We start from the raw sequence: 24,620 nt of genomic DNA on the forward strand, positions 1-24,620 counted from the left end.
CACAGCGCCCCCGGGACAGGCACAGCACAGCGCCCCCGCGACGTCGGTCGCGGGGGCGCTGTGCTGGCGGCGGGGCGGCCTGGGCTGTCGGCCAGACCGCGGCGAGCTACGTGGTGTAGATGCTCTCGATGTCGGTGGCGAAGGACTTGGCCACCACGTTGCGCTTGAGCTTGAGCGTGGGGGTCAGCTCACCGGTGTCCTCGGTGAAGTCCACCGGCAGGATGCGGAACTTCTTGATGGCCTCGGCGTGGGAGACCGCCTTGTTGGCGTTGGTCACCGCGCCCTCGATGTCGGCCAGCAGCTGCACGTCCTCCACCAGGCTGGCGACGTCGGTGTCCGCGGGCTTGCCGTGGGCCTTGAGCCAGTCCGGGAACGCCTCGGGGTCGATGGTGATGAGCGCACCGATGAACGGCTTCTGGTCGCCCACCACCATGCACTGGCTGATCAGCGGGTGCTGGCGGAGCTTGTCCTCCAGCACGGCGGGCGCCACGTTCTTGCCGCCGGCGGTGACGATCAGCTCCTTCTTGCGGCCGGTGATCGTCAGGTAGCCGTCGGAGTCCAGCGAGCCGAGGTCGCCGGTGCGGAACCAGCCGTCGACGAAGGTGTCCTTGGTGGCCTGCTCGTTGTGCCAGTAGCCGGAGAACACCACGTCCCCGGTGGCCAGGATCTCCTCGTCCTCGGCCACCCGCACCGCGCAGCCGGGGATGGGGCGCCCGACGGTGCCCATCTTCTGGGCGCCGGGGCCGTTGGCGGTGAGGGCCGCGGTGGTCTCGGTGAGCCCGTAGCCCTCGTAGACCGGCACGCCCACACCGCTGAAGAAGTGGCCCAGCCGGGCACCCAGCGGTGCACCACCGACGATGGCGGCGTTGCAGCGCCCGCCGAGGGCGGCCTTGAGCTTGGCGTAGACCAGCTTGTCGAACACGGCGTGGCGGACCGTGAGGGCCAGGCTCGGGCCCCCGGTGTACTGGGCCTCGCTGTAGGCCACCGCGGTGGCGTCGGCGGCCTCGAAGATCTTGCCCTTGAGGCTGCCGCCGGAGTGCGCCTTCTGGCGGGCGGTGTTGTAGACCTTCTCGAACACGCGCGGCACCGAGAGGACGAAGTCGGGCTTGAACACGCCGAGGTCGTTGACCAGGTTCTTCACGTCGGCGGTGTGGCCGAGCACCACGCGCTTCTCGAAGCTGGCCACGGCGATGACCCGGGCGAAGACGTGAGCCAGCGGCAGGAACAGCAGGGTGCGCTGGCCGGGGTGCATCAGCTTGGCGAACACCGAGGTGGCCGAGTCGGACTCCGCGAGCAGGTTGCGGTGGGTGAGGATGCAGCCCTTGGGGCGGCCGGTGGTGCCGGAGGTGTAGATGAGGGTGGCCATGTCGTCGGCGACCACCTCCCGGCGGCGCGCGTGCAGCTCGTCGTCGGTGATGCCGGCGCCGGCCTGGGTGAGGGCCTCCACGGCGGCCGAGCCGGAGCCCTCCAGGACGTGGGCCTCGGTGCCCTCGATCTGCCAGGTGTGCGCGAGGTCGGGGCACTCGGCCTCGATGGTGTTGAGCATCGCGCGGTGCTTGGCGTTCTCGCAGACGATGCCCACGGCGGCGGAGTCGCTGAGGATCCACTGCACCTGGTCGGCGGAGGAGGTCTCGTAGATCGGCACCGTCACCGCGCCGGCGGTCCAGATGGCGAAGTCGATGAGCTCCCACTCGTAGCGGGTGGCCGAGAGCAGTCCCACCCGGTCGCCCTTCTGCACGCCCGAGGCCATCAGTCCCTTGGCCACCGCGGTCACCTGCACCGCGAACTCCGCTGCCGTGACGTCGGTCCACTCGCCACCGACCCGGCGCTGGAACATCACCGTGTCTGGATAGCTCTCAGCGTGGGAGAACACCATCGCGGCCACGCTGGCGCTGTCGTCGACGGAGTAGTTGGAAGGGACGCTGTACTCACGCACGAAGTGCCTCCGGTCAGGTGTGGAGCTGGGCTGCTCAGTCAGGCAAGTGCCTGTTACCTCTGGTCAACCTATCGTGTGGTCAACCTATCGTGTGCGTCTGGCGACTGGCTGGTTCTTGCGTCGGTGTGTGACGCTGTGTGCGTGAGTGCCCTCGACGTGGTGGACGAGACGTTCCTGGCCGTAGCCCCTGCTCAGGTGGCTGCGGCGCTGGCTCCGCGGCAGCGCTGGCGACGCTGGTGGCCCGAGCTGTCGCTGCACCTGCACGACGACCGCGGCCCGGCCGGGCTGCGCTGGCGGGTCAGCGGTGCCGTCGAGGGCAGCATGGAGGTGTGGCTGGAGCCGGTGCTGGACGGCACCGTGCTGCACTACTTCCTGCGGGCGGAGGTGCCCGACGCCGCGCCGGAGGAGATCTTCGCGGCCGCGCAGGCGCGCCGGCGGCGGGCCAAGGCACTGGCCTTCGAGCTCAAGGCCGAGCTGGAGGCGGGGCGAGCAGCAGGTGAGGCGCCCGCGGGCAGCGCCGGCCCGGCCCAGCCGAGCGGTCCCACGCTCGTGGTGAAGCGGTAGCCTCAGCGCCGTGGCCGACAAGACAACTCAGTCCATCGTCATCGACGCGCCACCGGCGCAGGTCATGGCCGTGATCGCCGACTTCGAGGCCTACCCCGAGTGGGCCCAGGCGGTGAAGGTCGTGGAGGTGCTCGAGCGTGGCGACGACGGCCGCGGCTCGCACGTCCGCTTCGAGCTGGACGCCGGCATGGTCAAGGACACCTACGAGCTGACCTACACCTGGGCGCCGGACGGCTGCGCGGTGAGCTGGAAGCTGGTCAAGGGTCAGATGCAGAAGGCGCAGGAGGGGTCCTACACCCTGCGCCCGCGCGGCGAGAGCACCGAGGTGACCTACTCGCTGGCGGTGGACCTCGCCATCCCGATGATCGGCATGTTCAAGCGCAAGGCGGAGAAGGTCATCACCGACACCGCTCTCAAGGAGCTCAAGAAGCGCGTAGAGGGCTGAACCGGCACCGGCCGGTAGGGTCGGGGCTTCTGCTGGGACCTGCGCCGGGTGCCACGTCGCCGGTTGGGGGGAGTCACGTGCGGATACTGCTGTTCACCGGCAAGGGCGGCGTGGGCAAGACGACCCTGGCCGCGGCGAGCGCGGTTCGCCTGGCCGAGTCCGGGCTGAAGGTCCTCGTCGTCTCCAGCGATCCCGCGCACTCCCTGGCCGATGCGCTGGACGTGCCCCTGGGCTCCCAGCCCACCGAGGTGGACGGCGCCCTGGCCGGCATGCAGCTGGACGCGCACGCGCTGCTCGACCAGCAGTGGGTGACGCTGCGCGCCGAGCTGGGTGCCCTGGTGGGCGCGGCGCTGCCCGCCGACACCGGCATGGCGGGCCTGGAGCCGGAGGAGCTGAGCGTGCTGCCCGGCGTGGAGGAGCTGCTCGCGCTGGCCGAGGTGCGCCGCCAGGCCGACAGCGGGAGGTGGGACGTGGTGGTGCTCGACTGCGGACCCACCGCCGAGACGCTGCGGATGCTGGCCCTGCCCGAGGCGGTGAGCGGCTACCTGGAGCGGGTGTGGCCCCGCCACCGCCGGCTCACCTACGGCGCGTTCGGCGGTCGCGGTGGCGCGCGCATGGCCCGGCTGGTGGACGCGGTGGAGCGCCTGGAGGAGTCCACCCGCACGGTGCGCGCCCTGCTGGCCGACCCCGAGCGCACCACCGTCCGGCTGGTGCTCACGCCCGAGCGCGTGGTGCTGGCCGAGACCCGGCGCACCGTGACGTCGCTGGCGCTGCACGGCCTGCGGGTGGACCGCGTGCTGGCCAACCAGGTGCTGCCCGCACCGACGGGCGCTGCCGGTGCCGACGTCGCCGCCGATCCCGCCCTGCAGTGGCTGCGCACCCGCTGCGCCGAGCAGGCGGCGGTGCTGGCGGCGCTGGAGGTCGAGCTGCCCGACGCCGGCGTGCAGGCGGTGCCCTGCCAGGCCCGCGAGCCGGTGGGCCTGCCGCAGCTGGCCGAGCTGGCGGCCGAGGTCTACCGCGACACCGACGTGCTCGACTCCGCGAGTGCCACCGTGGCGGCGCCGCAGGTGCTCCGGGAGTCCGGCTCCGGGCTGGACTCGGTGTACCGCTGGGAGCTGCCGCTCCCACTGGTGCAGGCCTCCTCGGTGCAGCTCGGGCGCATCGACGACGACCTGCTGGTGACCGTGGCCGGGCAGCGCCGCCGGATGCCGCTGCCCCCGGTGCTGCGCCGCTGCGTGGCCGTGGCCGCCGACCTGACTCCCACCGGGCTGCTGGTCCGGTTCCGCCCCGACCCAGAGACGTGGATGCAGTGACCCCTCGAGTGAGCCCGCCCCACCTGGACGCCGAGGAGACCCTCGCCGAGCTGCGCGCCCTGCTGGAGGCGCTGCTGGACCGCCTCGGCCCCTGGCTGCGCGCGCAGACCACCGAGGCCGCAGAGTCGGATGCCCCCGACTGCGGGTGGTGCCCGCTGTGCGCGGCAGCCGCTGCGCTGCGGGGGGAGCGCCCCGACCTGCTGCGCCGGTTGTCCGAGCAGGGCCTGGCCTGGCTCAGCACCGTGCGGTTGCTGGTGGAGGAGCACGAGCACGCCGGCGAACCCGCCCCGGCGAGCGAGGCGCCCGGCCCGGGGGCGACGGCCGACACCCGTCCGCGGGTGCAGCAGATCCCGGTGGTCGACAGCGGCCGGTGGCGCTGACCGTGGGTGGCGCTGGAGTGGGGGAGCTGGGCCTGCTCACCGTGGGGATCGACGTGGGCGGCACCAACATCCGGGCCGGTGTGGTGGACGTGCACGGACAGGTGCTGGACAGCGTCGACGCCCCCACCCCCGCCTCGTCCGCGGCGCTGGAGGCCGCGCTGGCCCGCTCCGTCACCGAGCTGCGCACCCGCCACGAGGTGCACGCCGTGGGCCTGGCCGTCGCCGGGTTCATCAGCCCCGACAACGCCACCGTGCTGTTCGCTCCGCACCTGCCCTGGCGCGACGCTCCCGTCGCCGCCCGGATGAGCGAGCGCCTCGGGCTGCCGGTGGTGCTCGAGCACGACGCCAACTCCGCTGCCTGGGCCGAGCACCGCTTTGGCGCCGCCCGGGGCGGCCGGGTGGTGCTGCTGATCTCCCTGGGCACCGGGATCGGGGCCGCCCTGCTGCTGGACGGCCGGCTGTTTCGGGGCGCGCACGGGGTGGCGCCGGAGCTGGGCCACCTGCGGGTGGTGCCCGACGGGCGTCCCTGCCCGTGCGGCAAGCGGGGCTGCTGGGAGCGCTACTGCAGCGGCACGGCCCTGGCCACCACCGCGCTGGAGCTGCTGGCGGCCGATCCCCAGCGGTCGTCGGTGCTGGCCAGGGAGGCCGCCGCCGAGCCGGACTCGCTGACGGGGCGTCGGGTGATGATGGCCGCCCGCGACGGGGACCCGGTGGCAGTGGCCGCGGTGGACGACCTGGCCCGCTGGCTGGGGGAGGGCCTGGCCGTGGTGGGCGACGTCTACGACCCTGACCTGGTGGTGGTCGGTGGCGGCGTCAGCGTGTCGGCGCCGCTGTTCCTGGACGCGGCTCGCGAGCACTACGCCCGGCGGGTCACCGGCGCCGGACACCGCCCGCCGGCCCGCATCCGCACCGCCCAGACCGGCCACGCCGCGGGCCTGGTGGGCGCCGCGGAGCTGGCGCGTGCCGTGGTCACCCCATCGGTGCCCGGAGCGCGCTGACCCAGGGAGTGCGCTAGATCCGCGACCCGTCGTCCCAGCCGGAGTCCACCGGCGGGCCGTCGCGCAGCAGCAGGAACATCCAGAACAGCGACGACGCCATGGCCAGCAGCCCCAGCGGGAAGCCCACCGAGTCGGTGAGGCCGATGACGCCGGGGATGAACAGCAGCACCACCCCGATGGCCAGCAGGACCAACGCTCCCAGCCCGGCCCCGTGCGGGCGCGGGATGGGCGGCGGCTCCGGCGGCTCGTAGTGCCCCTCGTCCTCCTCCAGGTCCAGCTCGTCGGGCCGGACCACCGGCGCCGGCCGGCTCACCGGGGGCTCGGTGGTGGCGACGCCGGGCTGCTCGGGCTCGGCCGGACTCGGCTCGGCCCCCGCCGGGCCGTGCCCCTGCGGGTCGTCCTCGTCCGGGTCGGTGGTGCGCTCGTCGGTGCTCGGGGCGGTCGACGAGCGGGCGGTGGCGGCGCCCGCCTCCCGCTCGGCCTGCTCCCAGCTGGGCTCGGCGTCCCAGCCCGCGACCAGCTCGGCGAACGCGGCGTCGATCTCGGCGGCGTCCTTGTCGCGCTCCTCGCGCTCTCCTCCTGCGGAGTCCGGTGTGCTCATCGCTGGCTCGCCTCCTGCGCGCGGTCGACGTCGACGATGGTGACGGTGGACCCTTGGCGCGACGGCACCACCGCGGAGCTGGGGCGACCAGCAGGGACGAGCGGCTCGGCGCCGGGGGGGAGGGGCACCTCACCATGGTGGCACGACCGGCGGTCGAGGGGCTGGCCGCAGCGGCTCGCCCCTCGGACGGGTGGTGCCTGGCTAGGGTTGGAGCACGCGGGCGGGAGCTGAAAGAGGGTCGCCGATGCTGTACTGGCTCACCAAGCACGTCCTGCTGGGGCCCTTGCTGCGGGTGACCTGCAAGCCCCAGGTGCGGGGTCTGGAGAACCTGCCGGCGGAGGGCCCGGTGATCCTGGCCAGCAACCACCTCGCGGTCGCCGACTCCTTCTTCCTGCCCCTGGTGGTACCCCGGCGGGTGAGCTTCCTGGCCAAGAGCGAGTACTTCACCACCCCGGGATTGGTGGGTCGGCTGAGACGGTGGTTCTTCCTGGGCGTCGGCCACGTGCCGGTGGATCGCTCCAGCCTGCGCGCGGCGCAGCCGGCGCTGGCCACCGCGCTGCAGCTGCTGCGCCGGGGCGCGGTGCTGGGGATCTACCCGGAGGGCACCCGCTCACCCGACGGGCGCCTCTACCGGGGCAAGGCCGGGCTGGCCCAGGTGGCGCTGGAGGCCGGGGTGCCGGTGATCCCGGTAGCCATGACCGGTACCGATCGGGTCAACCCGATCGGCTCGCGGATGTGGCGGCCGGCCCGGGTGGTGGTGACGCTGGGCCGGCCGATCGACCTCTCGCCGCACGCGGGCGGGCACGCCGACCCGGCCGTGCTGCGGGCCGCCACCGACGAGGTGATGCAGGCCCTGCAGCGGCTGTCCGGCCAGGAGTACGTGGACGTCTACGCCAGCACGGTCCGGTCAGCCCGCCCCGGGGACGCCCCGGGCACCGGGCTGGTGCCCGAGGTGGATCCCGGGTCCAGCGAGCGGCCCTAGGCTGTCGCGGTGCGCTACTTCTACGACTGTGAGTTCATCGAGGACGGCACCACCATCGACCTGGTGTCGATCGGGGTGGCGGCGGAGGACGGCCGCGAGTACTACGCGGTGTCCACCGAGTTCAACCCGGACAAGGCCGGCAAGTGGGTGCGGGCCAACGTCCTGCCCAAGCTGCCCAACCCCTCCTCGCCGCTGTGGCGCAGCCGGGCCCAGATCCGCGAGGAGCTGCTGGCCTTCCTCACCGCGGAGGACTCCCCGGAGCTGTGGGCCTGGATCGCCGCCTACGACCACGTGGCCCTGTGCCAGCTGTGGGGGGCCATGCCCGCCCTTCCGAGGGCGCTGCCGCGGTTCACCCGCGAGCTGCGCCAGCTCTGGGAGGACTCCGGCAGCCCCGAGCTGCCCAAGGCCCCGGACGACGCCCACGACGCGCTCGCGGACGCCCGGCACAACCTGCAGCGCTTCCGGGCGATCGAGGCGTACCTGACCGCTCGGCAGGCGCCGCAGGCGAACACCTAGGATTGACCGCGTGAACTGGACCGTCGACGTGCCGATCGACACGCTGCCCGAGCTTCCCCCGTTGTCGGAGGCCATGCGTGCCAAGCTCGATGACGCCTTGGCCCGCCCGGCTGCCCAGCAACCCAGCTGGCCGGCCGACCAGGCCGCGGCCATGCGCAAGGTGCTCGAGAGCGTGCCGCCCATCACCGTCTCCCGCGAGGTGGACAACCTGCACGAGCGCCTCGCGCAGGTAGCCCGGGGCGAGGCGTTCCTGCTGCAGGGAGGTGACTGCGCGGAGACCTTTGCGGACAACACCGAGCCGCACATCCGCGGCAACATCCGCACCCTGCTGCAGATGGCGGTGGTGCTCACCTACGGCGCCTCCATGCCGGTGGTGAAGGTGGCCCGCATCGCCGGCCAGTACGCCAAGCCGCGCTCGTCCGACATCGACGCGCTGGGGCTGAAGTCCTACCGCGGCGACATGATCAACTCGCTGGTGGCCGACGAGGCTGTCCGCGGCCACGACCCGTCGCGGCTGGTGCGCGCCTACGCCAACTCCAGCGCCGCCATGAACATGGTGCGGGCGCTGACCGCGGCCGGGATGGCTGACCTGCACAAGGTGCACGACTGGAACCGCGAGTTCGTGCTGAACTCCCCCGCCGGCGCCCGCTACGAGGCGATGGCCGAGGAGATCGACCGCGGCCTGCGCTTCATGGACGCCTGCGGCGTGAGCGACCCGTCGCTGCACTCCGCCGAGATCTTCGCCAGCCACGAGGCGCTGGTGCTGGACTACGAGCGCGCCATGCTCCGCCTGGAGCGCGACGTGGAGCCGGACGCCAACGCGCGGCTGTTCGACCTGTCGGCGCACTTCCTCTGGATCGGCGACCGCACCCGGCAGCTGGACGGGGCGCACATCGCCTTCGCCGAGCTGGTGGCCAACCCGATCGGGCTGAAGATCGGTCCCTCCACCACGCCGGAGATGGCCGTGGAGTACGTGGAGCGGCTCGACCCGCACAACACCCCGGGCCGGCTCACGCTGATCTCCCGGATGGGCAACACCAAGGTTCGTGAGCTCCTGCCGCCGATCATCGAGAAGGTGCAGGCCACCGGCCACCAGGTGATCTGGCAGTGCGACCCGATGCACGGCAACACCCACGAGTCGGCGTCGGGCTACAAGACGCGGCACTTCGACCGGATCGTGGACGAGGTGCAGGGCTTCTTCGAGGTGCACCGCAGGGTGGGCACCCACCCCGGCGGCATCCACCTGGAGATCACCGGCGAGAACGTCACCGAGTGCATGGGTGGCGCCCAGGACATCTCCGACGCTGACCTGGCCGGTCGGTACGAGACCGCCTGCGACCCGCGGCTGAACACCCAGCAGGCGCTGGAGCTGGCCTTCCTGGTGGCGGAGATGCTGCGCGACTGACCCACCTGGTCACCAGCACCCACGAGGGCACCGGCGCACGCGCGCCGGTGCCCTCGTGCGTGGGGGAGCTGACCGGCGCGTCGCCAGAGGTGGCCGAGCACAGACGAGCACAGACGAGCACAGACGAGCAGCACGAGCAGCACGAGCAGCAGAAGCGGAGAACAGTGATGACAGCGGTCGGGCAGGGGAGCGCCACCCAGGGCCCGGGCACACCCGGAGGTGGGCCGGCGGCCGCTCACCCCAAGCCGTTGTGGGCGGGGCGCGTCCTGGTGCTGCTGGGCATCGTGCTGGCGGCGTTCACCCTGCGCACCGCGGTCACCTCGATCACCCCGCTGCTGGACCCGATCGGCGACGACCTCGGCTTCGGGCCGTCGGTGGCGGGGGTGCTGGGCATGCTGCCCACGCTGGCCTTCGCGGTGTTCGGCCTGCTGACCCCGGCACTGGTGCACCGCATCGGCCTGGAGCAGGTGGCCCTGGTGGCCATGGCGATGGCCGCGATCGGCACCTTCACCCGCTCGTTGGCCGGCGACACCCTGGTGCTGCTGGCGCTGTCCGCGGTGGCCCTGGGCGGCATGGGGATCGGCAACGTGGTGATCCCGCCGCTGGTCAAGCGCTACTTCCCCGACCGGGTGGGCGGGCTGAGCACCGTCTACATCACCGTGCTGCAGCTGGGCACCGTGCTGCCCGCGCTGGTGGCAGTGCCGCTGGCCAACGCCAGCGACTGGCGGGTGTCCACCGGCTCCTGGACCCTGGTGGCGCTGGCCGCCGCGGTGCCGTGGACGGCGGTGCTGCTGCTGGAGCGCGGCAGGCGGGGGCGTGACGGCACGGGGGACGACGGGCTGCCGGTGGTGCGGGCCGAGGGCCGGGCCTGGCGCTCACCGGTGGGCCTGGGGATGGCCGCGATGTTCGGCATGACCTCGCTCAACACCTACGCCATGTTCACCTGGATCCCCAAGATCCTCACCGAGGCCGGCGGCAGCGCCGAGCTGGGCGGCAACATGGTGGGACTGTTCTCCGCGCTGGGCCTGGTGGGTGCGCTGACCATGCCGGTGCTGGCCACCCGGGTGGCCAACCCGTACTTCATCGTGGTGCTCTGCGCCGCCTTCTTCGCCGTGGGCTACGTGGGCCTGTACCTGGCGCCGATGGAGCTGCCGCTGCTCTGGGTGAGCCTGGTGGGTCTGGGCCCCAGCACCTTCCCGCTGGCGCTCACGCTCATCAACCTGCGCACCCGCACCCCGGCCGGCTCGGCCGCGCTCTCCGGGTTCAGCCAGGGCGTGGGCTACACGGTGGCCTGCCTGGGCCCGCTGCTGTTCGGCCTGCTGCACGAGGCCACCGGCGGGTGGGGGCTGCCGTTCAGCATGCTCGGCTGCGCCGTGGCGGTGCTGCTGGTGGGCGGCTACGTCGCCTGCAAGCCGCGCATGCTCGAGGACAGCTGGGACCGCAAGGCCGCCTAGCTCGGGCAGGGCGCCAGCTCAGGGCGGGGTTTCCCGCTCAGGGCAGGGCGGTGATGGTGACCTCGGCGCCCGGGGCCACCCGGCTGCCGCCCTCGGCGGACTGCCCCACCACCAGTGACCCGTCGAAGGGCACCAGCTGCTGCACCTTCACCCGCAGCCCCAGCTCCGCCAGCGCGGCCCGGGCGCTGTCCACCGTGCGCCCGCGCACGCCGGGCACCGTGACGGCGTCGGAGATCTGCACCTGCACCTGGGGCGTCGTCGGGTCGACCAGCGTGCCCGCGGGCGGGACGGTGGAGGCGACCGAGCCTGCGTCGGCCGCGGGGTCGAACACGGTGGCGCCGATGACGGGGGCGAAGCCGGCGGCGCTCAGCCGGGCGGTGGCCTCGGCCGGGGAGGTGCCGGTGACGTCGGGGACGGAGAGGGCGTTGGACACCTGCAGGGTGACCGCCGACCCGCGTCGCGACTCGGCACCGGCGGCGGGCTCGGAGCCCACCACCGACCCGGCCGGCACCGCGGAGCTGTACACCGGGATGGTGCCGCCCACCGTGAGTCCGCTGTCGCCGAGCACGGCGGTGGCCTCCTCGGCGCTGCGACCGGCGACGTCGGGCACCCGCACCGGCGGCGGGCCGAGGCTGAGGGTCACCTGCACCGGCGCGTCCACGGTGAGCACCGTGCCGGGCTCGGGGCTCAGCCGCAGCAGGCCGCCCTCGGCCACGGTCTCGCTGTGTGCGCCGGGAGCCAGCACGGGCAGCAACCCGTGCTGGCGCAGCTGCTCGCTGACCGCGGCCGAGATGGTGCCGCTGACGATGGTGGGCACCACGGGCCGGCCCAGGGACACGGTGAGCACCACGGTGGAGCCCTTGGCGACCTTGGCGCCCGGGGCCGGTCGCGCGGCGAGCACCTGGCTGATGGGGGCGGTGTTGTCGTAGCCGTCGCGTGCCTCGGCCTTGAGGTCCACGTCCTCGAGCACCTGCTGGGCCTCGCCGTGGGACAGGCCGGTGAGGTTGGGGACCGTGGTGAACCGGCCCGAGCCCAGCCACCACCCACCGACGCCGACCGCCACCGCCAGCAGCAGCACCACCAGCACCCACACCAGCGCCACCCGGCGGCCGCGCTGGCGCAGCAAGGAGTACTCGCTGTCGTTGACCGGCACCTCCATGGCCGCCGAGCCGGTGCGCGGATAGCCGCGGGTGGACGTGGCCCCTGGCATCGCGCCGGACATCACCGTGGTCCGCCGGGCGGGCACGGTGGGCTCGTCGGGTGCCCCCTCAGTCCCGTTGGCAGGGACAGCAGGCACCGGGGGACGCACGCCCACCGCGTGCGGGCTGACCGGCTGGGGCAGCGGCACCCGCACCGAGGGGACGTGCAGCCAGCGACGCAGCTCCAGCACCTCGGCGAGCATCTGGCCGGCGTCGACGAAGCGGGCGGCAGGGTCGCGCCGGGTGGCCCGCAGCACCAGGTCGTCCAGCTCCGGCGCCAGCCCACGCACCCGCAGGCTCGGGGCGGACGTGTCGTTGTTGACGTGCTGGTAGGCCACCGACAGCGCGCTGTCGCCGGTGTAGGGCGGGGTGCCGGTGAGCATCTCGTAGAGCAGGATCCCGGTGGAGTAGACGTCGCTGCGGGCGTCGGCGGTGCCGGGGGAGACCTGCTCGGGCGAGAGGTAGGCGGCGGTGCCCAGGATGACGCCGTTGTTGGCGGTGACCCCGGCGGCAGCCGCAGCGCGCACCAGCCCGAAGTCGGCCACCTTCACCGCCCCGTCCTCGGCGATGAGGATGTTCTCCGGCTTGACGTCGCGGTGCACCAGGCCGGCCCGGTGGGCGGTGGCCAGCGCAGCCAGCACTGGCTCCATCACCGCGAAGGCCACCGGGACCGACAGCGCGCCGTTCTGCTGCAGCAGGCCACGCAGCGTGCCGCCCTCCACCAGCTCCATCACCAGGAACACGTGGCCGTCGTCGCGGCCCTGGTCGTACACCGCCACCAGCCCCGCGTGGCTGAGCCGGGCCACCGAGCGGGCCTCCAGCTCGAAGCGGGCCAGGAAGGCGGGGTCGTCGGCGAAGTGCGGGGCCATCACCTTGATGGCCACCGGGCGGTCCAGCCGCAGGTCGACGCCGCGGTACACCGTGGACATCCCACCGTGGGCGATCGGGGAGTCGATGCGGTAGCGCCCGTCGAGCAGCACGCCAAGCAGTTCGGAGCCGCTGCTGCGCACTTCGTCAACACCTCAATCTGGTCTGTCAGGGGGCACGGGGTGGTGCTGGGAGGGTCCCGGGTAGACCGGTGGGAGCGAGCCAATCGTAGCGACGGACCTGCCTGCGAGCGGTTCCACGCGCCCCGTCCCAGCACCGGCGACGGACGGGCCGACGAGCCGCCGGACACCGCCCGCTACCGTGGTGGTCGTGAGCGCGATTCCCTACCTGGACGACGTCCTCGATCCTGACGTCCCGGTCCTGCAGCTGTCCGACGTGGCCAAGAAGCTCAACCGACCTCGCACCAGCGTGGAGCAGCTGCTCCGCGACGGCGCGATGTTCGCGGTGTGGCGCAACGGCGTGGTGAGCGTGCCGGAGATCTTCCTGGAGGAGGAGGGCCGGGTGCTCAAGGGCCTGCCCGGCCTGATCAGCGTGCTCCGCGACGGTGGGTACCGCGACCAGGAGATCCTGGAGTGGCTGTTCACCGAGGACGAGACCCTGCCCGGCACCCCCATCGACGCCCTGCACGGCAACCGGGGCAAGGAGGTCACGCGCCGCGCCCAAGCGATGGCGCTCTGACCAGGCTGCGGGCCAGCAGCGGAGCCGCCACCCGCAGCCGACGGCGCCGCGGCACCACCACCCGGTGGCTGAGCACGTCGTAGTCGGCGCGCTCGATCTCGCCGAGGATGTCGGAGTACAGCGTGAACGCCGCCCGCACGCAGCGGCGGGCGTCCGGCTGCAGCATGTCCACCCCGGGCTCGGCGGCCCGGTAGGTGCTGCGCGTGAGCGCCACCAGGTGGGCCAGCGCACGGCGCACCCGCGGGTCGCTGCGCCCGCTGGCCCGCAGCTCGGCCAGCAGCTGGCGGTCCACGCCGAAGGCGGCCAGGGTGTCCGCCGGCAGGTACACCCGGCCGCGGTCGAGGTCCTCGCCCACGTCGCGCAGGAAGTTCGTCAGCTGGAAGGCGATGCCCAGGTCGCTGGCGAAGGGGGCGGCCACCTCGCGGCGCACCACGGTGCCCAGCACCGGCAGCATCTGCAGCCCGATGACCGAGGCCGAGCCGTACATGTAGGTGGTCAGCTGGGCCAGGTCGGCGTACTCGTCCACCTGGGTGTCCGACCCCACCGCGTCCATCCGCATGGAGCTCAGGAAGTCCTCGAACAGCTGCGGCTCGATGGTGTAGCGCTGCGCGGTGTCGCAGACCGCGCGCACCACGGGGGTGACCGGCGCCGGACCGCTGCCGGTCAGCCCGGCCCGCAGCTCGGCGGCCACCGCGTCCAGCTCGGCGGCGCGCTCGGGCCAGGGCCGGGGGTCGTCGGTGGCGTCGACGATCTCGTCCACCAGCCGGGCGAAGCCGTACAGGGCGTGCACCGCGGGGCGACGGGAGGCCGGCAGCAGGCGGGTGGCCAGGTAGTAGGTGCGGCCGTGCTGGGCGTTGAGCTCGCGGCACTGGCGGTAGCACTCGGCCAGGTCCGGCGACATCGGTGCCCGCTCCACCACGGCGACGCTCACGGCTGGGTGGGCAGCGGGGCGTGGACGGGGGAGTGTGCGCGCAGGCGGAGCGGGTCCGGGCGCAGCAGCGAGACGCCGGTGAGAACGCCCAGGCCCAGGGCGGCGGCCACGTCCAGCCAGTTGTACATGCCGGTGACGCCCGAGGGGCGGAACAGCAGCATGAGCGCCACCGACAGGCCCACCACCAGCGCCATCGGCCGCGGCCGCCACGGCAGCGCCGCGCCCAGCGCCAGCGGCCAGGCGTAGTACCAGGTGAGCGCGGCGGGCGACAGGATGACCACGGCCACCAGGGCCAGCACCAGGGACCGGGTGGCCGCCACGGCGGAGTGCCGGCTGCGCCACCACAGCCACACCACGATCCCCACCAGCGCCAGCGCGCACAGCATCCGGGTGTAGGGCAGCACCGCCACCAGCTGGAAGTTCAGCAGCCAGCCGAACACCAGCGTGATGATGTGCGCCATCGCGGTGGGCAGCGACAGCCAGTTGATGATCAACCCGGAGCCGCTGAGCGCGGTGATCCAGCCCAGGCCCAGGTTGGGGTGCACCGACGGACCGAGGAAGACCGCCACCACGATGGCCACACCGGCGCCGGCGGTCACCGCGAAGACCCGCAGCGGGTGCGCCGGCTGCTCGCCGCGCGCCAGGGCGTCCTCGCGCCGGTGCACCATCCACACCCACACCAGGAACGGCAGCGCCAACCCGGCGGTGGCCTTGATCGCCATGCCCACGGCGACCGCGGCGAACCCCGCCACGTGCCTGCGGTTCAGCACCAGCACGGTGCCGGCGGCGAGCAGGCCCACCATGAGCATCTCGTTGTGCACGCCACCCACCAGGTTCACCAGCACCAGCGGGTTGAGCAGCGCGATCCACAGCGCCACGGCGTGGTTGCCACCCAGGTGCGCAGCCAGGCGGGGCAGCGCCCACACCAGCAGCCCGATGCCCGGCAGCATCACCAGCCGCAGCAGGATGGTGCCGGCGACCACGCTGTCACCGCAGATGCGGGTGATGAGGTCCGACAGCAGCAGGAACAGCGGGCCGTAGGGGGCGGTGGTGGTGGTCCAGACGCTGCTGACGTTGTCCAGCAGCACCCCGGGGTTGGCCACCGGCCCCACCTCGTAGGGCTTGAACCCGTCGCGCAGCAGCGCGCCCTGGGCGAGGTAGGAGTAGGCGTCGCGGCTGAACAGCGGTGGCGAGGCCAGCAGCGGGGCCATCCACAGCACCAGCACGCCACGCAGCGCGGTGGGGCTGAGCTCGTCGCGCAGCACCCGGCGCCCGATGCGCATCCAGGCGAAGAACATGGCCAGCACGCCGACGTAGATGGCGGCGGTGGACAGGTCGTGGCCGTGGCCGAAGCGCAGCCAGGACAGCTTGACCGACTCCAGCAGCGGGTCGCGCACGCGGACGCTGCCGGCCCCGAGCCCGCCCGCCAGGATCAGCAGGCTGGCGACGAGTCCGAGGTACACGTCCGGGGCCGCCGGCCCACGCAGAAAAACGCGGCCACGGTTCAGGAGATCCTGTCCGTTGCCGCTTCGAGATCGTTCGCGAAGACTGGTGGGCGCTGTCATCACCGAGCATCATCCCCCATGGCCCGTGGGCAACGACGCGCGAATCGAGTGATGTTGCCGTCTCGTGACCGTACTTCCCGTTGTACCACTCACCCGGTGACGCGCTGGGCCGCAAGCCGACCGGAGATGACGGTGGTGGGCACGCCGACGCCGGGGGTGGTGCCGCAGCCGGCCAGCACCGCGTTGTCCAGCCCGGGCACCAGGTTGCCGCGGCGGAACGGCCCGGTCTGGGCGACGGTGTGCGCGGCCGAGAAGGGGGTGCCGGCCGCCATGCCCTGCGCAGCCCACCCGGCCGGGGTGACCAGCTCGTGCACCGTGAGGTGCTCGGCGATGCCGGTGTAGCCGCGGGCCTCGAGCACGCCGAGCAGCTCGTCGCGGTAGGCCGGGCCCAGGGTGTCCCAGTCCAGCGGGGCGGTACGCAGGTTGGGGCACGGGGCCAGGATGTAGCAGAGCTCCTGGCCGTCGGGGGCGAGCGTGGGGTCGGTGAGGCTGGGGCGGGTGACCAGCAGGGACGGGTCGCTCATCAGCCGGCCGCGGCCGGGTCGGCCGCCGGCGATGATCTCGCTGAACGTCTGCTTCCAGGCGGCGCCGAAGTCGATGGTGTGGTGCGCGGCCTCCGGCCAGCCGGCGGTGACCTCCCGGGACACCCCGCCGTGCAGGACCACGGCCGAGGGCGCCCAGCGGGTGGGCAGCCGGCGGCGGTGCGGGCGGCCCAGCAGCTCGTCCACCAGCGGCAGGTCGGGAGTGAGGACCACGGCGTCGCAGGCGATGCGCTCGCCGGCGGCGGTGCGCACCGCGCTGACCCGGTCGCCGTCGTGCTCCAGCTCGGCCACCTCGGTTCCCAGCTGCAGCTTGGCGCCACCGGCGACCGCGGCGTCGGCCATGGCCTGGGCGACGGCGTGCATGCCGCCCTCGGGGAAGTACACCCCGGCCACGGTGTCCATGTAGGAGATGACGCCGTAGGCCGCCCGCGCCCGCTGCGGCGCCACGCCGGCGTAGAGGGCCTGGAAGGTGAAGATCCGGCGCAGCCGCTCGTCGGTGACGTGTGCGCCGACCTTGCCGGCGAGGCTGGCGAGCCCACCCAGCCGGGCGAAGCGGGACAGGTCGGCCAGCGCGGCGCGGGAGGACACCATGTCCAGCGGGGAGTCGAAGTTGCCGCCGATGAAGCGGTCGATCTCGGCGTCGTACATGGCGGTGAGCCAGGTGCGCAGCCGCCGGTAGCCCGCCGCGTCGGCCGCGCCCATCTTGGCGCGCACCTCGGCCTCCATGGCGTCGGGATCGGTGTGCACGTCCAGGGTGGTGCCGTCGGCGTAGCGGGCCCGGTAGGCGGGGTCGAGCCGGTGCAGCCGCACGGTGTCGTGCAGGGACGCGCCGACCGCGGAGAGGGCGTCGTCGATCAGCTCGGGCATGGTGAGCACGGTGGGCCCGGTGTCGATGCGGTAGCCGTCGACGTCGAGGCGCCCCATCCGCCCACCCGGCAGGTCGTCGCGCTCGAGGAGGGTGACCGCGCGGCCGGCGCCGAGCAGGTGCAGGGCCGCGGACAGCCCGGCGAGCCCCGCCCCCACGACGACCACGTGGTCGGTGGGGCCGGCGACGGTGCGCATCAGTAGCTCCGGCTGGTGGCGGACTCGGCCATGGCCTGCAGCTCCTTGCGGGCCAGCGGCTCCACCAGGTCGGTGTCCATGGCGGCCAGGCCGCTGGCGGTGAGCTCGGTGATGCGCTGCTCCACCTCGTCCACCGCACCCAGGCGAACCAGCGCGCGGCGCAGCTCGGCGATGGTGTCGGCGTCGAGCGTGCGGCCCAGGGAGCGGCGCAGCAGCGCGGCGGTGGCGGGCTCGGTGGCGTCGGCGCGCTGCAGGGCCAGCGCCACCAGCAGGGTGCGCTTGCCCTCTCGCAGGTCGTCACCGGCGGGCTTGCCGGTCACCTCCGGGTCGCCGAACACCCCGAGCAGGTCGTCGCGCAGCTGGAAGGCCACCCCGATGTCGGCGCCGAAGCAGCTGTAGGCCGCCATCATCTCCGGGGAGCCACCGGCCAGGGCGCCGCCGAGGTGCAGCGGTCGCTCGATGGTGTACGCCGCGGTCTTGAAGCGGTCGATGCGCAGCGCGGCCTCGGGGGTCTCGTCGCGGCGGGCGTCGGCGGAGACGTCCAGGTACTGCCCGCCCAGCATCTCGGTGCGCATGGACTCCCAGAACGGCAGCGCCCGGGCCAGCGCGGGGGCGGGCAGGTCGGCCGCGCGGAGCATGTCGTCGGCCCAGGCCAGCGCCAGGTCGCCCAGCAGCACCGCCGCGGCCAGGCCGAAGCGCTCGGCGTCGCCGTGCCAGCCCATGTCGCGGTGGCGCTGGGTGAACTCGGTGTGCACGGTGGGGAAGCCGCGGCGAGTGTCGGAGTCGTCCATCAGGTCGTCGTGCACCAGCGCGCAGGCCTGGATCAGCTCCAGCGCGGAGCAGGCCCGCAGCACCCGGGTGGCCTCCGGGCCGTCGGGATCACCGCCGGCGCCGCGCCAGCCCCACCAGGCGAAGCTGGGACGCACCCGCTTGCCGCCCCGCAGGACGAACTCCTCGAGGGCGCGGGCGGCCTCGGTGAAGAGCGGATCGACCCGCGTGGTCTGGGCGCGGCGGCTCGCGAAGAAGGTGGTGAGCTCGTGCTCCACCGCGGTGGCGAGGGTCGAAACGGACATGGGCTGAGAGTGTCACGACGTGCTAATGATCGCACGTGACCGGGGGCTCTCTATGCTGGTTCGGTGGTTACCGCGCAGAGCCCGACACCCGTCCCCACCTCGGAGGACCAGCTGTCCGGGGTCCCCGAGGACTCCTCCGGCACCCCGTCGGTGGTGGAGCGCATCCGCTCCGGACGTGACGGACGTCCCACTTTCTCCTTCGAGTTCTCCCCGCCGCGCGACGAGGTGGGCGAGGCGCAGCTGTGGCGGACGGTGCGGATCCTGGAGCAGCTGCAGCCGGCGTTCGTGTCCATGACCTACGGCGCGGGCGGCTCCACCCGCGACCGCACCGTGCGGATCACCGGCCAGCTGGCCACGGAAACCACGCTGCTGCCGGTGGCCCACCTGACCGCGGTGTCGCACTCCGCTGAGCAGCTGCGCAGCGTCATCGGGGCCTACGCCGACGCCGGCATCCGCAACGTGCTGGCGCTGCGCGGCGACCCGCCCGGCGACCCGCTGGGGGAGTGGCAGCAGCACCCCGACGGCCTGGAGTACGCCTCCGACCTGGTGCGCCTGGTCCGCAGCCTCGGTGACTTCACCGTGGGCGTGGCCGCCTTCCCAGAGGGCCACCACCGCTCGCCCGACCTCGACCACGATGCTCGGCACTTCGTGAACAAGCTGCGTGCCGGCGCGGAGTACTCCATCACCCAGATGTTCTTCCGGGCGGAGGACTACCTGGGCCTGCGCGACCGGGTGGTCAAGCTCGACCCCGAGCAGGGCGAGAAGCCGATCGTGCCGGGCATCATGCCCATCACCTCGCTGCGCTCGGTGAAGCGGATGGCCGAGCTGTCCGGCAAGGAGGTGCCGCCGGAGGTGGTGCAGCGGCTGGAGCGCGCCGCCGGCACCGGCGAGGTGGAGGACAAGGACGCGGTGCGCCGTGAGGGCGTGGCCATCGCCGCGGAGCTCTCGCAGCGGCTGATCGACGAGGGTGTGCCCTGCCTGCACTTCTACACGCTGAACTTCTCCCGGGCGACGCTCGAGGTGCTCACCACCCTCGGCATGGTGCAGCCCAAGCAGGGCTAGCCCGCCCGACGCCGGCCCGCCCGACGCCGGCCCGCCGTGACCGGCGCGCTCGGTTACCGTCGGGGCGTGGCGACCGAGCGTGGACCTCGCCCCCGCCGGACCCCGGTCGGCGGCGTGCAGGCCTACCTCGACGGGTGGTCGGCCCAGCACCAGGGAATCACCCCGGACGACGTGCCGCTGCTGTCCGGCTGGCTGCGGGTGATGTACGTCCTCGCCGTGCCGCTGGTGCGGCTGCGCGTCACGCCGGACGTGCTGACCGCGGTGGGGCTGCTGGTGTCGCTGGCGGTGCCGGTGCTCGCCGAGGCCGGGCTGCCCGTGGTGGCAGCCGTGGCGGTGCTGGTGTCGGTGGCGATGGACGGTCTCGACGGCGCGGTGGCCGTGCTGTCCGGCCGGGTCAGCCGCTACGGGCGGGCGCTGGACTCCGTCGCCGACCGCTTCTCCGAGCTGGCCTGGTGGGTGGCGCTGGTGCTCACCGCGGGGGTGCCGGCGTGGCAGGCGGTGGTGTTCGGGGCGCTGGCGCTGGGCATGGAGGCCAGCCGGGCCCGCGGCGGTCGCTACGGCGCGATCACGGTGTGGGAGCGCCCCTCCCGTGCGGTGCTGGCGGTGGTGGGGCTGGTGGCCGTGGAGTGGGACGCCACCGGGTTCACCGGCCCGGCCACCGGTTGGGTGGGCGTGGTGCTGGCGGTGCTGGGTGCGGCGCACCTGGTTCACGCCCGGCGGGCTCACGCCAGGTAGCGGTTCTTCCAGCTCAGCCGCCCGCGGCGGTGGTCGCGGTGCGAGGCGGCCGTCATCCCCGCCAGCGCCAGCACGCCCAGCGGCTGGGTCAGCGCGTCCGGCCAGGCTCGGCTGCCACCGACGCGGGCGGCGATCACCCGCGAGCCGACCGCAGCCAGGTACCCGGCCACCCCCCAGCGGCGGGTGGCGCCGCGGCCGAGCACCGCCGCCGCGGGTGGGAGCACGTAGGCCGCGCCGAGCACCGCGAACAGCGCCACCGCCGTCACCGGTGTGCCGAGGGCCGTCCACAGCGACTTGCCGTAGCCCGCGCGCAGCTCGGCCGCGCTGGTGTACATGCGGCAGCTGGCCAGCTCCGAGCCGTCGGCCGGCGTGGTGCGGTAGCCGTGCCGACGCAGCGCCCGGGCCAGCTCCAGGTCCTCCAGCACCGCGCCGGCGACCGCGGAGTGCCCACCGACCGCGGCGTAGGCGGCGGTGTCCACCACCAGCAGCTGCCCGCACACCGCAGCCATGGACGGGCGGTGCGAGCGCAGGGCCACCGGCAGCGGCAGCGTGCTCAGCCAGCTCCACTGCTGCAGCGGCTGCACCAGCCGCTCGGCTGCGGTCTCGGCCACCTGCACCGGCCACGGGCACACCAGCGCGGTGCCGGTGTCGTGCAGCAGGGCCACCCCGGCGGCCACCGCGTCCGGGGCCAGCCGCACGTCGGCGTCGACGAACACCAGCACTTCGGGGCGGTGGGCCGGCTCGGCCAGGGCCAGCTCGGCCAACCGGTGGCAGGCGGCGGACTTGCCGAGCCAGCCCGGGGGCGGACCGTCGGTGCGGCGGTGCACCGACACCCGCTCGTCGCCACCGGCGGCGGTGGTCGCCGCGGCGGAGGTGTCGTCGGTGGAGTCGTCGTCGAGCACCAGCACCCGCAGCCACGGCACGTGCTGCTGGGCCCGCAGGTCGGCCAGCAGCTGAGGCAGCCGGGCGGCCTCGTTGCGGGCCGGCACGCACACCGTCACCGGGTGCTGCACCGGGGCGACTGGTCGGCGCGGGCGCGGCAGCACCCGGCTGTTCAGCGCCGCGGTGAGCAGCCCGGACCAGGCCAGCGCCGTCCCGCAGCGGAGCAGCAGGGGAGCGCTGCGCACGCTCAGCGCAGCTCGCGCTCGCGCTGCAGCCGAGCGGTGTAGTTGCGGTCCTTGAGGGCCATCCACACCACCAGCGCCGAGGCGCCGAGCACCAGCAGGATCATCACCACGAACCAGGTGAAGTAGCCGCGGGTGCCCGGATCCTGGTACGTGGCGGCAGCCTGGATGTTGGTGAGCTCGCCGGCGGGCAGGTTCCAGCTCACGCCGGTGTTGCCGTCGCGCTCGCCGTTGGTGCTGGTCACCTCGCCGGGGAAGTTCACCCGCAGCTGCACGTCGGCACCCTCCTTGCGCAGGGAGGTGAGGTTCACCGAGCCGTCCAGGTTCACCACCTCGCCCGAGCGGCGCACGTTCAGCCGGTACTGGTTGCCGCTGTAGCTGGTCATGGTGGTCAGCTGCTGCAGCTCCGAGAAGGAGAGGTTGCTGAAGTACACCTGGCTGCCCTGGTAGCCGTCCTGGTCGTAGCTGCGGACGCTGACCCGGTCGGCGATCGCCGAGGGTGCCTCCACCTTGGGCGCCTGGGCCCCGCCCTGGGTGGCGATGATGATCTCGCCGGTCACCTTGTCGTCGCCGGAGACACCCATCGTCATCCTGGCCCGCAGGCACCCGCTGAGCAGGGGAAGCATCACCAGCAGCAGCAGCGCCACGGCTGCCGACCTACGGATGCGGGGCTGCCGGGTCTTCGAGAGGTGCACGGGCCCATCGTGCCAGTCGGCCGCCGCGGCGAGCCGGGCGTGCGACTTCGGCGCGCCGGTGATCTTGGCCGCCGCCGTGAGTCGCGCCACCCCGGAGCAGGGCGCGCAGCAGCGGGACACCGAGCAGGCCCATCGCCACGAAGCCGTAGACCGCCGAGGCGGGCAGGTCCAGGAACACCGCGTGCGCCAGCGCCGAGCCCAGCCAGGTCCACAGGTACAGCGCCAGCGGCAGCTCGTCGGGCTGTAGGCGGTCCGGTCGGGTCTGCGGCAGCGCCTCCAGCGCCGCGACCATCACCGCGGCGGTGAGCACCCAGCCCAGGTAGTTGCTCACCGGGATGTCGTCGAGGAAGGGCAGCGTGGCCGAGCCCGGCATCCACGTCCACCGCCCGTCCGCGACCATCTGCGGGTCGAGGTAGAGGTCCCACGCCGCCAGGCCCACGGTGGCCAGCAGCAGCCGCCGGCCCCGAGCGCCCCCGGCCACCGTGCTGGCCGCGCACCAGGCCGGGTAGGCGCCGGCGGTCCAGGCCAGCCCGATGATCACCGGGACGGTGGAGACGGTGGGGCCCAGGCGGCCGGTGGCGTAGTCGTAGGCGCCGAAGGGGAAGCCGGTGGCGGTGCCCAGCATCTCCACCAGGAACCCGCCCACCGCGGTGACGGCCAGCAGGCCGGCGGTCCATTGCAGTCCACGGGTGGACGCGGCGTGCACGGTGCAGGCCGCCGCGAGCAGCAGCACCACCGCCACGCTCACGTCGTCGCGGGCGGAGCCCTGGGTCAGCGGGTAGGTGATCTGGGCGAGCACGGCCACCCCACCCAGCACCCACGCGGCGCGACGACCGAGCCGAGCCGAGCGAGCGCTCACCGCTGGCCCAGGCGCTGCTGGGCGGCGGTGACGGTGCGGCGCAGCAGCCCGCCCCTGGCGTCCTTGAGCACCAGGGCGGCGGTGTTGCGCCCGCTGGCCCCGGCCACGCCGCCGCCGGGGTGGGTGGAGGCCCCGGTCAGGTAGAGCCCGTCCAGGCCGGGCACCCGGTAGCCAGCCAGCTCCGGTGCAGGACGCCACAGCATCATCTGGTCCATCGACATCTCCACGTGCATGACGTTGCCGCCGATCAGCCGCAGCTCGCGCTCCAGGTCCAGCGGCGTCTGCACGTGCCGGTGCAGCTCGGTGGCCGCGAAGCCAGGGGCCAGCGCGTCCACCTCGGCGATGATGCGGTCCGCCTCGGCCTGGCCGACGTCGTCCCAGCTGCGCCCGCCGCTGAGCCGGTAGGGGTGCCACTGCGCCCACAGCGACAGCTGCTGCTCACCCTCGGGCACGGTGCTGCGGTCGAGGGTGGAGAAGCTCATGGCCAGCACCACCGGCTTGGGCGGCAGCTCACCGGCCAGCGCCGCGCCGTGCGCGGCGTGCAGCTGGCGGCGGTCGCTGACCAGCAGCTGCAGGCCCGCGTGCGGGGAGTCGTGCGGGGAGGCGCTGCTGTACTGCGGCAGCCCGGAGGTGGCCAGGCGCACCACCATGCCGATGCCCGGGCCCACCCGCACCCCACGGCGCCAGCGGGCCTGCTCGGCGGTGCGCTCGCCGCCGGCGGCCAGCAGGTCCAGCGTGGTGAGCACGTGGCAGCCGGTCACCACGGTGCGAGCCTGCAGCCGGCGCCCGCTGGCGGTGCGCACCTGCCAGCCGTCGATGCCCCGGCGCAGCGAGATGACCGCGTCGCCCAGGCAGATCTCGCCGCCGTCGGAGCGCAGCCGGGAGGCCAGGGCCTTCGTGAGCGCGCCGCTGCCGCCGATGGCCCGGCCCGGCGGGATGGAGTGCATGGCGGCGGCGAAGCCCACCATCGGCGCGGTGCCCACCTCGGACGTGGGCGGGCCGGACTGCGCACCGAACCAGGCCAGCGCGGCGCGCAGCCGCTCGTCGTCGAACCACTCCTCCAGCAGCGCGTCGCCGGAGGTGAGGAACTCCCGGGACAGCCGCGCGGGGTTGCCCTGGGAGTCCATGCCCCAGAACGAGCGCAGCAGGTGCCCGGGCGTGGGCGGCCCGGCGAAGGCGGCGAGCACCCGCACGCTGCGCGGGCCCCACTCGGCGACGAAGCGCCGGTAGGCGTCGGCCTCGGACGCCCCGCACGCGGCCTCGATGGAGGCACAGGTGGCATCCAGGTCGCGGTGGAAGACCAGGGCGGGGGCGTCGCTGCCGGCCGGGGCGGGGGCGAAGGCCCACGGGTCGCAGTCGGCGTAGCTCAGGCCGTGCGCGGCGAGGTCGAGCTCCTCGATGATGCCCAGGTGGCGGACCATGAGGTGGGCCGAGGAGCCGCGGTCGACCTGGTGGCCGGGGAAGCGCTCGACGGTGGAGACGGCGCCGCCGAGCACGGTGTCGGCCTCCAGCACCGTGACGTCCAGGCCACTGCGGGCGAGGTAGCAGGCACTGACCAGGGCGTTGTGGCCGGAGCCCACCACGATGACGTCATGCACGCCCCGACCGTAGCG

24 protein-coding genes are annotated in these 24,620 nt (G+C 73.7%); 12 read left to right on the plus strand and 12 right to left on the minus strand.

Annotated features, from left to right (window positions below; translation table 11 throughout):
* Positions 1 to 106 precede the first annotated feature (106 nt).
* The gene (locus tag AC3YO9_RS16570) at positions 107 to 1,936 is read right to left on the minus strand and encodes an AMP-dependent synthetase/ligase (RefSeq protein WP_127782467.1); all 1,830 of its coding nucleotides are present in this window, start codon (positions 1,934 to 1,936) and stop codon (positions 107 to 109) included.
* A 141-nt stretch (positions 1,937 to 2,077) separates the two neighbouring features.
* On the opposite strand from AC3YO9_RS16570, the gene AC3YO9_RS16575 reads away from it, so the two are divergent.
* The 5 genes from AC3YO9_RS16575 to AC3YO9_RS16595 all read left to right on the plus strand — a co-directional run bounded on the left by AC3YO9_RS16575 (position 2,078) and on the right by AC3YO9_RS16595 (position 5,636).
* On the plus strand, positions 2,078 to 2,500 hold the full coding sequence (locus AC3YO9_RS16575) for a polyketide cyclase / dehydrase and lipid transport (protein WP_127782468.1): 423 nt from the start codon (positions 2,078 to 2,080) through the stop codon (positions 2,498 to 2,500).
* Positions 2,501 to 2,510: 10 nt separating this feature from the next.
* A complete protein-coding gene (locus AC3YO9_RS16580; protein WP_127782469.1) occupies positions 2,511 to 2,945 on the plus strand; it encodes an SRPBCC family protein in 435 nt (144 codons plus the stop codon).
* Positions 2,946 to 3,022: 77 nt separating this feature from the next.
* A complete protein-coding gene (locus tag AC3YO9_RS16585; RefSeq protein ID WP_489983941.1) occupies positions 3,023 to 4,258 on the plus strand; it encodes an ArsA family ATPase in 1,236 nt (411 codons plus the stop codon).
* A gap of 8 nt (positions 4,259 to 4,266) precedes the next feature.
* Positions 4,267 to 4,638, plus strand: a complete 372-nt coding sequence (locus AC3YO9_RS16590) for a hypothetical protein (protein ID WP_489983942.1) — start codon at positions 4,267 to 4,269, stop codon at positions 4,636 to 4,638.
* Positions 4,635 to 5,636, plus strand: a complete 1,002-nt coding sequence (locus AC3YO9_RS16595; protein ID WP_489984091.1) for an ROK family glucokinase — start codon at positions 4,635 to 4,637, stop codon at positions 5,634 to 5,636. Before AC3YO9_RS16590 ends, AC3YO9_RS16595 begins: the two co-directional genes overlap by 4 nt.
* 13 nt (positions 5,637 to 5,649) lie before the next feature.
* On the opposite strand, the gene AC3YO9_RS16600 is transcribed toward AC3YO9_RS16595, so the two are convergent.
* Both AC3YO9_RS16600 and AC3YO9_RS16605 read right to left on the minus strand, forming a co-directional pair.
* Positions 5,650 to 6,237: a hypothetical protein gene (locus AC3YO9_RS16600; protein ID WP_489983943.1), complete on the minus strand. Its 588-nt coding sequence runs from the start codon at positions 6,235 to 6,237 to the stop codon at positions 5,650 to 5,652.
* The gene (locus tag AC3YO9_RS16605) at positions 6,234 to 6,365 is read right to left on the minus strand and encodes a hypothetical protein (RefSeq protein WP_277601718.1); all 132 of its coding nucleotides are present in this window, start codon (positions 6,363 to 6,365) and stop codon (positions 6,234 to 6,236) included. The genes AC3YO9_RS16600 and AC3YO9_RS16605 overlap by 4 nt, the downstream gene beginning before the upstream one ends.
* A 116-nt stretch (positions 6,366 to 6,481) precedes the next feature.
* On the opposite strand from AC3YO9_RS16605, the gene AC3YO9_RS16610 reads away from it, so the two are divergent.
* From AC3YO9_RS16610 to AC3YO9_RS16625, 4 genes are all read left to right on the plus strand, one after another.
* Positions 6,482 to 7,219 (plus strand): lysophospholipid acyltransferase family protein, encoded by a 738-nt coding sequence (locus AC3YO9_RS16610; RefSeq protein WP_489983944.1) that lies wholly within the window; start codon positions 6,482 to 6,484, stop codon positions 7,217 to 7,219.
* Between the two features lie 9 nt (positions 7,220 to 7,228).
* Positions 7,229 to 7,735, plus strand: coding sequence for a polyadenylate-specific 3'-exoribonuclease AS (locus AC3YO9_RS16615; protein WP_127782474.1), 507 nt, complete (start codon positions 7,229 to 7,231; stop codon positions 7,733 to 7,735).
* 10 nt (positions 7,736 to 7,745) lie between these two features.
* Positions 7,746 to 9,140: a class II 3-deoxy-7-phosphoheptulonate synthase gene (locus AC3YO9_RS16620; protein WP_127782475.1), complete on the plus strand. Its 1,395-nt coding sequence runs from the start codon at positions 7,746 to 7,748 to the stop codon at positions 9,138 to 9,140.
* A gap of 167 nt (positions 9,141 to 9,307) precedes the next feature.
* Entirely contained in the window at positions 9,308 to 10,594 is a 1,287-nt protein-coding gene (locus AC3YO9_RS16625) for a CynX/NimT family MFS transporter (RefSeq protein ID WP_127782476.1), read from the plus strand.
* A 37-nt stretch (positions 10,595 to 10,631) separates the two neighbouring features.
* Here AC3YO9_RS16625 and pknB read toward each other — a convergent pair whose 3' ends face one another.
* Positions 10,632 to 12,803: a Stk1 family PASTA domain-containing Ser/Thr kinase gene (pknB, locus tag AC3YO9_RS16630; protein ID WP_489983945.1), complete on the minus strand. Its 2,172-nt coding sequence runs from the start codon at positions 12,801 to 12,803 to the stop codon at positions 10,632 to 10,634.
* Positions 12,804 to 12,990: 187 nt separating this feature from the next.
* On the opposite strand from pknB, the gene AC3YO9_RS16635 reads away from it, so the two are divergent.
* Positions 12,991 to 13,359, plus strand: a complete 369-nt coding sequence (locus tag AC3YO9_RS16635; protein WP_127782478.1) for an Rv2175c family DNA-binding protein — start codon at positions 12,991 to 12,993, stop codon at positions 13,357 to 13,359.
* On the opposite strand, the gene AC3YO9_RS16640 is transcribed toward AC3YO9_RS16635, so the two are convergent.
* From AC3YO9_RS16640 to AC3YO9_RS16655, 4 genes are all read right to left on the minus strand, one after another.
* Positions 13,328 to 14,260, minus strand: coding sequence for a phytoene/squalene synthase family protein (locus AC3YO9_RS16640; protein WP_489984092.1), 933 nt, complete (start codon positions 14,258 to 14,260; stop codon positions 13,328 to 13,330). The genes AC3YO9_RS16635 and AC3YO9_RS16640 overlap by 32 nt on opposite strands.
* A 26-nt stretch (positions 14,261 to 14,286) precedes the next feature.
* Positions 14,287 to 15,753, minus strand: a complete 1,467-nt coding sequence (locus AC3YO9_RS16645; RefSeq protein ID WP_489983946.1) for an alpha-(1->6)-mannopyranosyltransferase A — start codon at positions 15,751 to 15,753, stop codon at positions 14,287 to 14,289.
* Positions 15,754 to 15,944: 191 nt separating this feature from the next.
* A complete protein-coding gene (gene crtI / locus AC3YO9_RS16650; RefSeq protein WP_489983947.1) occupies positions 15,945 to 17,459 on the minus strand; it encodes a phytoene desaturase family protein in 1,515 nt (504 codons plus the stop codon).
* Positions 17,459 to 18,532, minus strand: a complete 1,074-nt coding sequence (locus AC3YO9_RS16655; RefSeq protein ID WP_127782482.1) for a polyprenyl synthetase family protein — start codon at positions 18,530 to 18,532, stop codon at positions 17,459 to 17,461. Before AC3YO9_RS16655 ends, crtI begins: the two co-directional genes overlap by 1 nt.
* Before the next feature lie 153 nt (positions 18,533 to 18,685).
* On the opposite strand from AC3YO9_RS16655, the gene metF reads away from it, so the two are divergent.
* Both metF and AC3YO9_RS16665 read left to right on the plus strand, forming a co-directional pair.
* A complete protein-coding gene (metF, locus tag AC3YO9_RS16660; RefSeq protein ID WP_489984093.1) occupies positions 18,686 to 19,594 on the plus strand; it encodes a methylenetetrahydrofolate reductase [NAD(P)H] in 909 nt (302 codons plus the stop codon).
* Positions 19,595 to 19,660: 66 nt separating this feature from the next.
* Positions 19,661 to 20,329 carry a CDP-alcohol phosphatidyltransferase family protein gene (locus tag AC3YO9_RS16665; RefSeq protein WP_489983948.1) on the plus strand — a complete coding sequence of 223 codons (669 nt, stop codon included), beginning with the start codon at positions 19,661 to 19,663 and terminating at the stop codon, positions 20,327 to 20,329.
* On the opposite strand, the gene AC3YO9_RS16670 is transcribed toward AC3YO9_RS16665, so the two are convergent.
* From AC3YO9_RS16670 to AC3YO9_RS16685, 4 genes are read right to left on the minus strand one after another with little or no spacing between them, the layout of a single operon-like run.
* Positions 20,317 to 21,462 carry a glycosyltransferase family 2 protein gene (locus tag AC3YO9_RS16670; RefSeq protein ID WP_489984094.1) on the minus strand — a complete coding sequence of 382 codons (1,146 nt, stop codon included), beginning with the start codon at positions 21,460 to 21,462 and terminating at the stop codon, positions 20,317 to 20,319. The genes AC3YO9_RS16665 and AC3YO9_RS16670 overlap by 13 nt on opposite strands.
* On the minus strand, positions 21,459 to 22,148 hold the full coding sequence (locus AC3YO9_RS16675; RefSeq protein ID WP_489983949.1) for an LppM family (lipo)protein: 690 nt from the start codon (positions 22,146 to 22,148) through the stop codon (positions 21,459 to 21,461). The genes AC3YO9_RS16670 and AC3YO9_RS16675 overlap by 4 nt, the downstream gene beginning before the upstream one ends.
* Positions 22,111 to 23,007, minus strand: a complete 897-nt coding sequence (locus AC3YO9_RS16680) for a carotenoid biosynthesis protein (protein WP_241249799.1) — start codon at positions 23,005 to 23,007, stop codon at positions 22,111 to 22,113. Before AC3YO9_RS16680 ends, AC3YO9_RS16675 begins: the two co-directional genes overlap by 38 nt.
* A complete protein-coding gene (locus AC3YO9_RS16685; RefSeq protein WP_489983950.1) occupies positions 23,004 to 24,605 on the minus strand; it encodes a phytoene desaturase family protein in 1,602 nt (533 codons plus the stop codon). The genes AC3YO9_RS16680 and AC3YO9_RS16685 overlap by 4 nt, the downstream gene beginning before the upstream one ends.
* Between the last annotated feature and the right edge of the window lie 15 nt (positions 24,606 to 24,620).

The sequence above is a fragment of the Rhodococcus sp. Z6_132 genome, from assembly GCF_058133635.1.